Source organism: Micromonospora sp. WMMD1076 (assembly GCF_029581475.1).
GTDB classification, from domain to species: domain Bacteria; phylum Actinomycetota; class Actinomycetes; order Mycobacteriales; family Micromonosporaceae; genus Micromonospora; species Micromonospora aurantiaca.
The window spans coordinates 5,899,822-5,912,052 of record NZ_CP120862.1; the positions used below are offsets into that span (position 1 = coordinate 5,899,822).

At 73.4% G+C, this 12,231-nt stretch carries 10 protein-coding genes; 4 read left to right on the forward strand and 6 right to left on the reverse strand.

Annotated features, from left to right (window positions below; genetic code table 11):
- Position 1: 1 nt before the first annotated feature.
- From O7622_RS26570 to ppdK, 4 genes are all read right to left on the reverse strand, one after another.
- Complete coding sequence (locus O7622_RS26570; protein ID WP_282310865.1) at positions 2-835, reverse strand: siderophore-interacting protein; 834 nt, start codon at positions 833-835, stop codon at positions 2-4.
- Between the two features lie 38 nt (positions 836-873).
- A complete protein-coding gene (locus O7622_RS26575; RefSeq protein WP_282310866.1) occupies positions 874-2,109 on the reverse strand; it encodes a deoxyguanosinetriphosphate triphosphohydrolase in 1,236 nt (411 codons plus the stop codon).
- A 109-nt stretch (positions 2,110-2,218) separates the two neighbouring features.
- The gene (locus O7622_RS26580; protein WP_282310867.1) at positions 2,219-2,572 is read right to left on the reverse strand and encodes a VOC family protein; all 354 of its coding nucleotides are present in this window, start codon (positions 2,570-2,572) and stop codon (positions 2,219-2,221) included.
- Between the two features lie 116 nt (positions 2,573-2,688).
- Positions 2,689-5,397: a pyruvate, phosphate dikinase gene (gene ppdK, locus O7622_RS26585; protein ID WP_282310868.1), complete on the reverse strand. Its 2,709-nt coding sequence runs from the start codon at positions 5,395-5,397 to the stop codon at positions 2,689-2,691.
- Positions 5,398-5,707: 310 nt separating this feature from the next.
- Between ppdK and O7622_RS26590 the strand changes: the two genes are divergently transcribed.
- On the forward strand, positions 5,708-7,486 hold the full coding sequence (locus tag O7622_RS26590) for a beta-N-acetylhexosaminidase (RefSeq protein ID WP_282310869.1): 1,779 nt from the start codon (positions 5,708-5,710) through the stop codon (positions 7,484-7,486).
- 3 nt (positions 7,487-7,489) lie between these two features.
- Here O7622_RS26590 and O7622_RS26595 read toward each other — a convergent pair whose 3' ends face one another.
- Complete coding sequence (locus O7622_RS26595; protein ID WP_282310870.1) at positions 7,490-8,314, reverse strand: helix-turn-helix transcriptional regulator; 825 nt, start codon at positions 8,312-8,314, stop codon at positions 7,490-7,492.
- A gap of 171 nt (positions 8,315-8,485) precedes the next feature.
- On the opposite strand from O7622_RS26595, the gene O7622_RS26600 reads away from it, so the two are divergent.
- The gene (locus tag O7622_RS26600) at positions 8,486-8,857 is read left to right on the forward strand and encodes a nuclear transport factor 2 family protein (protein ID WP_282310871.1); all 372 of its coding nucleotides are present in this window, start codon (positions 8,486-8,488) and stop codon (positions 8,855-8,857) included.
- Between the two features lie 324 nt (positions 8,858-9,181).
- Positions 9,182-9,829 carry a C39 family peptidase gene (locus O7622_RS26605; RefSeq protein ID WP_282310872.1) on the forward strand — a complete coding sequence of 216 codons (648 nt, stop codon included), beginning with the start codon at positions 9,182-9,184 and terminating at the stop codon, positions 9,827-9,829.
- 71 nt (positions 9,830-9,900) lie between these two features.
- Here the strand turns inward: O7622_RS26605 and dusB are convergent, their stop codons facing one another.
- The gene (gene dusB, locus O7622_RS26610; RefSeq protein WP_282310873.1) at positions 9,901-11,064 is read right to left on the reverse strand and encodes a tRNA dihydrouridine synthase DusB; all 1,164 of its coding nucleotides are present in this window, start codon (positions 11,062-11,064) and stop codon (positions 9,901-9,903) included.
- 178 nt (positions 11,065-11,242) lie between these two features.
- Between dusB and O7622_RS26615 the strand changes: the two genes are divergently transcribed.
- A complete protein-coding gene (locus O7622_RS26615) occupies positions 11,243-12,205 on the forward strand; it encodes a type IV toxin-antitoxin system AbiEi family antitoxin domain-containing protein (RefSeq protein WP_282310874.1) in 963 nt (320 codons plus the stop codon).
- Positions 12,206-12,231: the final 26 nt, after the last annotated feature.

A 12,231-nucleotide genomic window follows, 5' to 3' on the forward strand; every position in this document is an offset into this window, starting at 1 on the left:
GTCAGGACACGACCGCGGCCTCCTCGGCCTCCACCGCGGCGTTCCAGGCCGGCTTGGTGGAGCGCCAGCCCTCGTCGTCCATGCCACGCCGCCAGTAGCCGGAGATGGACAGGTCGCCCCTGTGCACGCCGCGCTCCACGCGCAGCAGCCGCCGCAGTTCCTTCATCGCCCCGGCCTCACCGTGCACGAACGCGTGCACCCGGCCGGGCGGGAACTCCAGCGCCCGGACCGCCTCGACCAGCAGCTCGCCGTACGGACGCCCATCGCGGTGCAACCAGCACACCTCGACCTCACCCGCGCTGGTCAGGGGCAGCTCGTCGGCCGGGCCGCCGACCTCGACGTACACCTTCGCGGGCGCGCCCACCGGCAGCCGTTCCAGGGCGGCGGCGATGGCCGGCAGCGCGCTCTCGTCGCCCGCCAGCAGGTGCCAGTCGGCAGCCGGGTCCGGCGCGTACGCGCCGCCCGGGCCGGCGAACAACACCCGGTCGCCCGGGCGCAGCGCCGCCGCCCACGGCCCGGCCAGGCCCTCGTCGCCGTGGTGCACCACGTCGACAGTCATCTCACCGGCCGGGGCGTCCCAGGCCCGGACCGTGTACGCGCGCAGGCGCGGCCACTGCTCCGCCGGGAACTCCCGCTTGATCGTCGCCAGGTCGACCGGGTACGGGTAGGTGACCCCGGCCGGCGGGAAGACGAACTTCACGTAGTGGTCGGTGTACGCGCCCACCGGCAGGCCGGCCAGCTCGGGCCCGCCCAGCACGAGGCGGATCAGGTGCGGGGTGGGCCGCGTGGTTCGGACGACCGTGGCGGCGGTGAGCATCTTCGGGCGATCCGTCATGCGCTTAGGCTAGCCTAAGCTCCGCAGGAGTGATCCGGTCAACTCGGCGACACCATCCGGGCGTGCCACGCCAGCGCGGCCGGATCGGTGAGCGAGGCGACCTGGTCGATCACCACGCGCAGCCGGGCGGCGTCGTCCGCCGCGTCCCGCCACAGCGGCGCGAACACCGGGTCGAGCGCGTCCGGCGCCCGGTCCAGCAGCGCCGCGACCAGCCCGGTCAGGACGTCGCGCTGCCGCGCGTAGCGGTCCTCGGCGCCGGGGCGGCGCATCACGTACCGCAGCGCGATGCCCTTGAGCAGCGCACACTGCGCCCGGATCCGGCGCGGCACCACAAGGTCGGCGTCGTAGCGGCGGTGCGGGCCGGGACCGTGGCGCTTCCCGGTCGCGGCCACCACGCCGGCGACGAACCGGCCGGTGAGCACGCTCGTGGTGCCCTTCAACGCGGCGAGCGCGCGGTGACTGCCGTCGTACGCGGCCAGCGGGGCGAGCACCGGATCGGCCAGCAGGCCGGCGAGCACCTCGCCCAGATCCTCCGGCGCCTCACCCGAGTACGCGGCGGCCACGTCGGCGCAGAGTGCCCGCCGCTCGTCCGCGTCGGCCAGCAGCGGGCGCAGGTCGACGTACCCGCCGTGGATGCCGTCCTCGACGTCGTGCACCGAGTACGCCACGTCGTCGGCCCAGTCCATCACCTGCGCCTCCAGGCATCGCCGGGTCCCGGGCGGGGCGCCGTCGCGCAGCCAGTCGAAGACCGGCCGGTCGTCGGCGTACACGCCGAACTTTCGCTCGCCGGGGCGGCGCGGCCACGGGTACTTGCTCACCGCGTCCAGCGCGGCCCGGGTCAGGTTCAACCCGGCCGAGCGCCCGTCCGGGGCGAGCACCTTCGCCTCCAGCCGGGTGAGCACCCGCAGCGTCTGCGCGTTGCCCTCGAAGCCGCCGCAGTCGGCGGCCAGCTCGTCCAGGGCGTACTCGCCGTTGTGCCCGAACGGCGGGTGGCCCAGGTCGTGCGCCAGCCCTGCGGTGTCCACCACGTCCGGGTCGCAGCCCAGCCGGGCGCCCATCTCGCGGGCGATCTGCGCGACCTCCAGCGAGTGGGTCAGCCGGGTACGCAGGAAGTCGTTCGTCCCGGCGGTGTGCACCTGGGTCTTCGCGGCGAGCCGGCGGAACGCCGCCGAGTGCAGCACGCGGGCGCGGTCCCGCTCGAACGGCGACCGGCCGTACCCGGTGTCCTTGGGCGCCTCGCCGACCAGCCGCGCCGCGTCGTCAGCCCCGGTCACCGCGTTGACGCGACACGCGGAACATCGCGACTGCGGGGCTCGCAGGACCGGCTCACTCCTCGCGCTCCCGTACCGACAAGGTCGCGACTGCGGGGCTCGCAGGACCGGCTCACTCCTCGCGCTCCCGCAACACGCAGAACTCGTTGCCCTCCGGGTCGGCGAGCACCGTCCACTCCACGTCCCCCTGGCCGATGTCGACGTGCCGGGCGCCCATGTCGACGAGGCGCTCCACCTCGGCCTCCATGTCGGCCGGGCGCAGGTCGATGTGCAGCCGGTTCTTCCCCTCCTTCGGCCCGACGACCGGGACGAAGACGAGACCGGGCGTCGTGTCGGGGGTCCGGCGGATCTCCACCTCGTCCGGCTTGTCGGTGATCACCTGAAAGCCGAGGGCCTCCGCCCACCAACTGGCGAGCCGGGACGGATCCCGGGCGTCGATGGTCAGGTTCTCCCAGACGGCGGTCATGCGGCCTCCCCTCCTGATCGACACGTGGCGGAAGCTCAGGTTACGCCGAGGAGGCCGGAAAGGCGCGCCGGGCGTACGCGGGGCCGCCGGCGAGCACCGGCGGCCCCGCGACCGCGTCAGCGGGAGTCCGAACCGGTGGTGGTGATCGACGCGCGGCCTGCCTCCAGCCGGGCCACCGGCACCCGGAACGGCGAGCAGGAGACGTAGTCCAGGCCGACCTCGTGGAAGAAGTGCACCGAGTCCGGGTCACCGCCGTGCTCGCCGCAGACGCCGAGCTTCAGCCCCGGGCGGGCCGCCCGGCCCTCCTCGGCGGCGATGCGCACCAGCCGGCCGACACCGTCGGTGTCGATCGACTCGAACGGCGAGATGCCGAAGATGCCCAGCTCCAGGTACCGCCAGAAGAACGCGCCCTCCACGTCGTCGCGGGAGAAGCCCCAGCCCATCTGGGTCAGGTCGTTGGTGCCGAAGGAGAAGAACTCGGCCGCCTCGGCGATCTGCCCGGCGGTCAGCGCCGCCCGGGGCACCTCGATCATCGTGCCGATCAGCACCTCGACGCCGCTGTCGCCGACCACCTCGGCGATGATCCGCTCGGCCTCGGCGCGTACCGTCTCCAGCTCCTGCACGGCCCCGACGAGCGGCACCATGATCTCCGGGCAGGCCTTGCCGCCGTCGCGGACGACCGCGACGGCGGCCTCCGCGATCGCGCGGACCTGCATGGCGAACAGGCCGGGGATGACCAGGCCGAGCCGGACGCCGCGCAGGCCCAGCATCGGGTTCTCCTCGTGCATCCGCCGCACGGCGGCGAGCAACGCCTCCTCCTTGGCGACGTCCTCGCCGCGCTCCTGCGCGACCGCGACGTTGACCGCGAGTTGCTCCAGCGGGGGCAGGAACTCGTGCAGCGGCGGGTCGATCAGCCGCACGGTGACCGGCAGGCCGTCCATCTCGCGGAAGATCTCGATGAAGTCGGCCCGCTGCAGCGGCAGCAGCGCGGCGAGCGCGTTCTCCCGCTCCCGCTCGCCGGAGGCCAGGATGAGCCGCTCGACCAGTTCCCGCCGGTCACCGAGGAACATGTGCTCGGTGCGGCACAGGCCGATGCCCTCGGCGCCGAAGCGCCGCGCCCGGGCCGCGTCCGCGCCGGTGTCGGCGTTGGTGCGTACCCGCAGCCGCCGCGCGGCGTCGGCGTGCGTCATGATCCGGTGTACGGAGCGGACCAGCGCGTCGTCGGTGTTCTCCGGGTCGAGTTCGCCCTCGAAGTACTGCACCACCTCGGACGGCATGACCGGCACCTCGCCGAGGTAGACCTTGCCGGTGGTGCCGTCGATCGAGACCACGTCGCCCTCGTTCACCACGTGGTCGCCCACTGTGAACTTCTTCGCCGGCACGTTCACGTCCAGCTCGTCGGCGCCGGAGACACAGGTCTTGCCCATGCCGCGGGCCACCACCGCGGCGTGGCTGGTCTTGCCGCCCCGGGAGGTGAGGATGCCCTTGGCGGCGATCATGCCGTTGAGGTCGTCCGGGTTGGTCTCCCGGCGGACCAGGATCACCGGCTCCCCCTCGGCGGCCAGCTCGACCGCCCGGGCCGAGGTGAAGACGACCTTGCCGGACGCCGCACCTGGGGAGGCGCCGATGCCCTTGGCGACCGCCTCGAACTCGTGGTCGAGCTGGAAGCGCGGGAACATCAACTGGGCGAGCTGCGCGCCGTTGACCCGGTGCAGCGCCTCGTCCAGGTCGATCAGGCCCTCGTCGACGAGTTGCCCGGCGATGACGAACGCGGCGGCGGCGGTGCGCTTGCCGACGCGGGTCTGGAGCATCCAGAGCTTGCCGCGCTCGATGGTGAACTCGATGTCGCAGAGATCCTTGTAGTGCTCCTCCAGCCGGGCCATGATGTCGAGCAGCTGGTCGTAGGAGGTCTTGTCGAGCTGCTCCAGTTCCTGCAACGGCACCGTGTTGCGGATCCCGGCGACCACGTCCTCGCCCTGGGCGTTGGCCAGATAGTCGCCGTAGATGCCCTGCGCGCCGCTGCCCGGGTCGCGGGTGAACGCGACGCCGGTGCCGGAGTCCGGACCGAGGTTGCCGAAGACCATCGCCACCACGTTGACGGCGGTGCCCAGGTCGGCCGGAATGCGCTCCTGCCGGCGGTAGAGGATCGCCCGCTCCGCGTTCCACGAGTCGAAGACCGCGCGGATGGCGAGGTCGAGCTGCTCGCGCGGCTCCTGCGGGAACTCGCGGCCGGTGTGCTTGGCGAAGATCTTCTTGTACGCGTCGACCAGCCCGCGCAGGTCGTCGGCGTCCAGGTCGAGGTCGTCGTGCGTACCCTTGGCCCGCTTGATCTCGTCGAGTGCGTGCTCGAACTCCTCGCCCGGCACCTCGCAGACGGTCTTGCCGAACATCTGGATCAGGCGGCGGTAGGAGTCCCAGGCGAACCGGTCGTTCTGCCCGGCCTGGGCGCTCAGGCCGATGACGCTGCGGTCGTTGAGGCCGACGTTGAGGACTGTCTCCATCATGCCGGGCATGGAGAACTTGGCGCCGGAGCGCACCGAGACCAGCAGCGGGTCGTCCGGGTCGCCGAGGCGGCGGCCCATCTCGCGCTCCAGGGACTCCAGGTGCGCCTCGATCTGCCCGGCCAGGCCGTCCGGCTCGCGCCCGGTCGTCAGGTACGCCTTGCAGGCCTCCGTGGTGATCGTGAAGCCGGGCGGAACCGGCAGGCCGAGATTCGTCATCTCGGCCAGGTTGGCCCCCTTGCCGCCGAGCAGATCCTTGAGATCCTTGTTGCCCTCGGCGAAGTCGTAGACGTACTTCTGCTCGACCGGATCGTGCGCTGCCACCAGAGCCTCCCACGCGCGCCATTGACACTTAACGAAGGTTCAGTCCGACATACCCCGGTAGTGACCACCGGTAATCCCGGCTCGTCAGCGTCGGTGGGGCGAAGGCTAGGCGAGTTTCGAGAAACCTGGGAGCGTTCGGTGACTTTCGGCACAACGGTCACCACAGTCCGCGTTCGTACGGGTTTTTGGGAACGCTTCCACGAGCACGATCACGCAATTCCGATTTTCCTCGTACTCTTGACGGCACCGGATATCGCCGAACCTGACCTTTGCCATATCCCGCACGAATACCCCCCTCGGAGCCGTCGCCGTGTCGACCAACCCCGCAGTACCCGAGACCGGGCCGCAGCCGCGCCCCCGGCCCGCCGCCGACGCGCCCGACCCGTCGCCCCGCGTCGACCTGCCCGCCGCGCCGGCCACCGCCGCCGAGCTGGCCCGCGTCGCCGCCGACCGGGCCACCGGGCAGCTCGCCCCGCCCGCGCCGGTCCGCCTCCAGGACGTGGTGCCGGCGCCCGCGCAGGTGCGGCCCGACCCGTCCGGCGACTTCACGCTGCCGCCGGACGCGGCGATCCGGGTCGGTCCCGCCGGCCGGGACGTGGCCGGGCAGCTCGCCGACTGGCTGCGCCCGGCCACCGGCTACCCGCTCCCGGTGACCGACCACGCCGAGCCGGGGCCGGACGCCCCGCTGACGCTCACGCTGTCGCCGGCCACCGCCCCACCCGCACCGGCCGGGGACGCGCCCGCCGACGGCGCGCCGGCGGGCGACGCCGGGCCGGCCGACCGCGCGGCGCTCGGCGACGAGGGCTACCGGCTCGACGTCACCGGCGGCGGCGTGCGGATCACCGCCGCCACCCCGGCCGGGCTGTTCCACGGCACGCAGACGCTGCGGCAGCTCCTGCCGGCGGCGATCGAGAGCGCCACCCCGGTCGCGGAGCGCTGGGTGCTGCCCGGCGGCACGATCGTCGACCGGCCGCGCTTCGCCTACCGGGGCGCGATGCTCGACGTCGCCCGGCACTTCTTCGGCGTGGACGACGTGCTGCGCGTGGTCGACCACCTGGCCCGCTACAAGCTCAACCACCTGCACCTGCACCTCACCGACGACCAGGGCTGGCGGATCGCGGTCGACTCCCGGCCCCGGCTCGCCGAGGTCGGCGGCGCCACCGCGGTGGGCGGCGCGCCCGGCGGCTGGTACACCCGGGACGACTACCGGCGGATCGTCGCGTACGCCGCCCGCCGGCACGTGACAGTGGTGCCCGAGATCGACCTCCCCGGGCACACCAACGCAGCGCTCGTCGCCTGTCCCGAGCTGGCGCCCGGCAAGACCGCGCCGCCGCCGTACACCGGCACCGACGTCGGGTTCAGCTACCTCGACCCGGACGACGAGCGGACGTACGCCTTCGTCGCCGACGTGGTCGGCGAGGTGGCCGCGCTGACCCCCGGCCCGTGGCTGCACCTCGGCGGTGACGAGGCGTTCAAGGTGCCGGCGGAGAGCTACCGCGCCTTCGTCGACCGGGCCCAGGCGCTGGTCGCCGCCACCGGCAAGACGGTCGTCGGCTGGCACCAGATCGCCCCCGCCGGGCACGTCGACGGGCGCGTCGTGCAGTGGTGGGGCACCAACGGCGACGACCCCGAGACGGCCGACGCGGTCCGCCGGGGCGCCCGGCTCGTCCTCTCCCCCGGCAACCATGCCTACCTGGACATGAAGTACGCCCCGGACACCCCGATCGGGCACGACTGGGCCGGGCTCGTCGACGTGCGCCGGGCGTACGAGTGGGACCCGGGCGCGCACGTCCACGGCGTACCGGCGGAGGCCGTGCTGGGGGTGGAGGCGCCGCTGTGGACCGAGTCGGTCACCACCCGCGCCGAGATCGAGTTCATGATGTTCCCGCGCCTGCCCGCCGTCGCCGAGCTGGGGTGGTCGCCCCGCTCGACGCACGACTGGGCCGGGTTCCGGGAGCGGCTCGCCGGCCACGGCCCGCGCTGGACCGCCGCCGGGATCACGTTCCACCCCGCCCCCGAGATCCCCTGGCCGGCCCGGCGCGAGGGATCGCCGGCGGGCACCGCCGGGCGGGCGCCGGCCACGGCGTGACCGTCAGTTCCCGGCGCGCTCCCGGAGCACGGCGGCGGTCCGCTCGTCGGCCGGATAGAACGACTCGATGGACAGCTCGGCCAGCGTGACGTCCAGCGGCGTACCGAAGGTCGCGACCGTGCTGAGGAAGCACAGCTCCCCGCCGTCGTGCCGCACCCGCAGCGGCACCACCAGCTCGTCCGGGCCGGGCTGGTCCACGGACCGGTCCGGCCCGCCGCCCGGATAGCCGCGCAGCTCCTCCTCCAGCGCGGCCAGCTCCGCGTCCCCGGTCAGCTCCACCTGCCGGGCCAACCGGTTGAGCAGGTGCCCGCGCCACTCGCCGAGGTTGACGATGTGCGGGGCCAGCCCCTCCGGGTGCAGGCTGGCCCGCAGCACGTTCACCCGGCCGGCCAGCAGTTCGGGCGCCACCCGCTCGGTGAGCACCGCCAGGCTGTCGTTGGCGTCCACCAGGTGCCACCCCCGGTCCACCACCGCCGCCGGGTAGGGCTCGTGGCCGCCCAGCACCTGCCGGACCGCCGCGCGGACCGCGGCCATCCGGGGCGCGGCCAGCGCGGTCTCCGGGTACGCCGGGGCGTAGCCGGCGGCCAGCAACAGCCGGTTGCGTTCCCGCAGCGGCAGGTCGAGCGGATCGGCCAGCCGCAGCACCATCTCCCGGCTGGGCCGGGAGCGCCCGGTCTCGACGAAGCTCAGGTGCCGGGTCGACACCTCCGCCCGGATGGACAGCTCGAGTTGGCTGAGCCGGCGCAGATCCCGCCACCGGCGCAGGGACTCGCCGACGGAGGGGGCGCCGACCGGGGCGGGCGGGCGCGGGGTGCGGTACGTCGACATCGGTTCCCCGTCTGCGGAAATGGGCGGTTCGGCACCACCCTGCCGGACGGCGCGCGCCGTGTCGATTACCCCGGGGGTCATGCCGGCGGGCCTTACCCGAGAGGTAATCGACACGCCGGCCCGGCCGGCGGCAGAGTTCCCGGCGTCACCGACCGACGAAGGGACCATCCCATGAACGAGTACACCGAGCTGGTCGACCGCTACCTCGCGGTCTGGAACGAGACCGACGCCGACGCCCGCGCGGCCGGGGTCGCCGCCCTCTTCACCCCCGACGCCACCTATGTCGACCCACTGGCCGACGTGCGCGGCCACGGGCAGATCGCGGCGGCCGTCGCCGGGGTACAGCAGGCCTTCCCAGGGCACGTGCTGCGCCCGCACGGGCCGGTCGACGGCCACCACGACCTGGTCCGCTTCGGCTGGGAACTGGTCCCGGCCACCGGCGGCGAGTCCGTCGCGGTCGGCTTCGACGTGGTCGTCCGCGACCCCGACGGCCGGGTGCGCGCCGTGCACGGTTTCCTGGACAAGGTCCCCACCCCCGCCTGACCCCGTTGATCATGAAGTTGGCGGCGTTCGCGGTCCGATTTGTCGCCGTCAACTTCATGATCGACGGAGGTGTGGGGTCGGGTGGGCGGGGTGTCCGGATCCCGGGGTGCGGGCCGGGGAATCGCTGACCGGGTCGGGGGGTTGTACATGGCTCACCGGGCAGGGGCCCGGGACCGGAGCGGGCCGCCGGGGAATGGCGGGCCCCGGCCGGTGGTTATACCCCCGAGCCGCCGAGCAGGTCGCCACCGCTGACCGCCGGGCGGCGCAGACTCTCCCCCGCGGCACTCCGTGCCGCACACCCCCGAACCGCAGAGGAGTCGCATCATGCGTACCGATCTGATCCGCAAGACCGCACTGACCGTCGCCGGGATCGCCGCCACCGCCGGTGGCATCGCCGGCCCCGCGCTCGCCGCGCAGGCCACCCCCGCCGAGCGCACCGCCCAGGTCGTCGTCGACCGAAAGGGCCACGGCGAGCGGGAGCTGGACGTGCGCTACGAGGCGCAGCCCAACTTCTACTTCTGCGGCCCGGCCGCGGCCCGTAACGCGCTGAGCGTGCAGGGCAAGAACATCGACGTGGACGCCATGGCCAAGGAGATGGGCACCACCGAGTCCGGCACCAACTCGATCAACGACATCACCCCGGTGCTGAACAAGGAGACCGGCAAGGACGTCTACAAGTCGACCGAGATCCCGGTGGACAAGGCCGGTGACAAGGTGGAGAAGCTGCGTGCCGACGTGGTGCGCACGGTGGACGACGGCCGGGCCGTGGTGGCGAACATCGCCGGCACCGCGACCGACACCGACGGCACCACCCACTCGTTCGAGGGTGGCCACTACATCAGCGTGGTCGGCTACCGCGACGGCGGCAAGGTCGTGACGATCGCCGACTCGGCGAACCCGGACCAGGCCTCGTACCGCATGGACGTGGACGCCCTGGCGCACTGGATCGCCAGCCGCGGCTACAGTTCCTGACCGAGTGACCAAACGAAGGGCCCGACCCCGGAACGGGGGTCGGGCCCTTCGGCGTGTCCGGGGTCAGCAGGTCAGCCGCCCGAGTCGTCCAGCTCGGCGCCGTCCGGCGGGGTGTCGTCGTCGCGGCTCGCCAGCCAGCCGTCGGGCAGGAAGACCTTGCCCGGGGAGTTGGTGCGGCCGCGCGGCTGGCCGAGGTTCTCCACCGGGAACGGTACGGCCGGGTCGAGCTTGCCGAGCAGGTCGTCGAGCTGGGCCAGGCTCTCGATCATGGCGAGCGAGCGGCGCAGTTCGCTCCCGATCGGGAAGCCCTTCAGGTACCAGGCGACGTGCTTGCGGAAGTCGGTGCAGCCGTCCCGCTCGCCCCGGGCCGGGTTGCGGGCCCCCGCCACGAACTGCTCCACCAACAGCTCGGCGTGCCGCCGCATGGTCACCGCCACCTCGCCGAGGCCCGGTAGCCGCCGCTCGGCGCTCCCGTTGAACGCGGCCTCCAGGTCGGCGAACAGCCACGGCCGGCCCAGGCAGCCGCGCCCGATCACCACACCGTCGACGCCGGTGTGGGCGACCATCCGCAGCGCGTCGTCGGCCTCCCAGATGTCGCCGTTGCCGAGCACCGGCACGTCGAGCGCCGACTTGAGCGTGGCGATCGAGTCCCAGTCGGCGGTGCCGGAGTAGCGCTGCGCCGCCGTACGCCCGTGCAGGGCGACCGCCGCCACGCCGGCGTCCTGGGCGGCCAGCCCGGCCTCGACGTACGTCAGGTGGTCGTCGTCGATGCCCTTGCGCATCTTGACCGTGACCGGCACTCCGGCGGGTGACGCGGCGTCCACCGCGGCCCTGACCAGCCGGGCGAACAGCCGGCGGCGCCACGGCAGGGCCGAGCCGCCGCCCTTGCGGGTCACCTTGGGCACCGGGCAGCCGAAGTTCAGGTCGATGTGGTCGGCCAGGTCGCGCTCGACCACTATCCGTACGGCGGCGGCGGTGATCTCCGGGTCGGTGCCGTAGAGCTGGAGGCTGCGGGGCTGCTCCTCGGCGCCGAAGGCGATCATGCGCAGCGTCTTCGGGTTCCGCTCCACCAGGGCGCGGGTGGTGATCATCTCGCAGACGTAGATGCCACCGCCCTGCTCACGGCAGAGCCGGCGGAAGCCGACGTTGGTGATCCCGGCCATCGGCGCGAGCACCACCGGCGGCCACACCCGGTGCGGGCCGATGGTCAAGGCGGGCAGGGTCGGGGCAGTCACCGCACAAGTGTAAGGAAGGGCCCCCTGTTAACGTCTCCGGTAGAGCAGGGGCCCCTTGTTAACAGGGCACATATCACAGCCGGCCCGCCCGGCGGGCGTTCTCCACAACCGGGGAGGCTGTCCACAGGCCGGGCGAACGGGCAGGAAGAGCAGCGGCCGAGCCCGCACGCTGCCGGGCATGCGCGAACAGCCACCTCAGCTCAGCGACCTGGCCGAGCGCCAGCAGCAGATCGTCACGCGGACGCAGCTGCTCGGCGTCGGATACGACGACATGTACCTGTACCGGCAGACCCGGCGCGGTCTGTGGCAGCGCGTGCTGCCGGCCACGTACGCGCTCGTCACCGGCACCCTCACCGACGAGCAGCGACGTATCTCGGCGGCGCTCTACGCGGGCGCCGACGCGCAGCTCACCGGCCTGGCGGCCCTGATCTGGTACGGCTTCCGGCACAGTCCGCGCACCGCTGACGTACACCTGATCCTGCCGCACCACGTGCGGCGCCGCTCGGCCGGTCACGCGGTGATCGCGCGGGCCCTGGAGCTTGATCCGCGGGCCCGGCGGACCGCGCTGTACCCGGTGTGCTCGCCGGCGCGGGCGGTGGTGGACGCGGCCCGCGACCTGCGCCGGCTGCGGCCGGTGCGGGCGACTGTGGCCGAGGCCGTGCAGCGCGGCTTCACCGACCTGGACAGCCTGGAGGCGGAGATCCGCCGGGCCCGGCGCAGCCGCACCGCCCTGATCCGGAAGGCGTTCGCGGAGATCACCGATGGGGTCCGCTCGGCGCCGGAGACCGAGCTGCGGGAGTGCCTGGGCGGCAGCGGCGTGCTCGGCGGGATCCTGTGGAACCCGCGGCTGACGGCGGCCGACGGCACCCGCCTGCCGACGCCGGACGGCTACCTCGCCGACTGCGCGGTGGCGCTGGAGGTCGACTCGCGGGAGTACCACCTCAGCCCGAACGACTGGGCGCGGACACTGGACCGGCACAACGAGCTGAGCCGGTACGGGGTGCTCGTCCTGCACTTCACACCGGCGCAGATCCGCAGGGAGCCGGGCCGTGTGCGGCGCATGGTGGAGGCCGCGTACGCGGCCCGGCGCGGGCTGGGCGCCGGGACCGGCGTACGGGCGGAGCCGATCTCCCCCGGATGACGGGTGTTAAGAAGGGGCCCCTTCTC

Coding starts and splice junctions, on each gene's coding strand:
- O7622_RS26570 (WP_282310865.1), bottom strand. CDS start 835: ATGACGGATCGCCCGAAGATGCTCACCGCCGCCACGGTCGTCCGAACC.
- O7622_RS26580 (WP_282310867.1), bottom strand. CDS start 2,572: ATGACCGCCGTCTGGGAGAACCTGACCATCGACGCCCGGGATCCGTCC.
- O7622_RS26595 (WP_282310870.1), bottom strand. CDS start 8,314: ATGTCGACGTACCGCACCCCGCGCCCGCCCGCCCCGGTCGGCGCCCCC.
- O7622_RS26600 (WP_282310871.1), top strand. CDS start 8,486: ATGAACGAGTACACCGAGCTGGTCGACCGCTACCTCGCGGTCTGGAAC.
- O7622_RS26605 (WP_282310872.1), top strand. CDS start 9,182: ATGCGTACCGATCTGATCCGCAAGACCGCACTGACCGTCGCCGGGATC.
- O7622_RS26615 (WP_282310874.1), top strand. CDS start 11,243: ATGCGCGAACAGCCACCTCAGCTCAGCGACCTGGCCGAGCGCCAGCAG.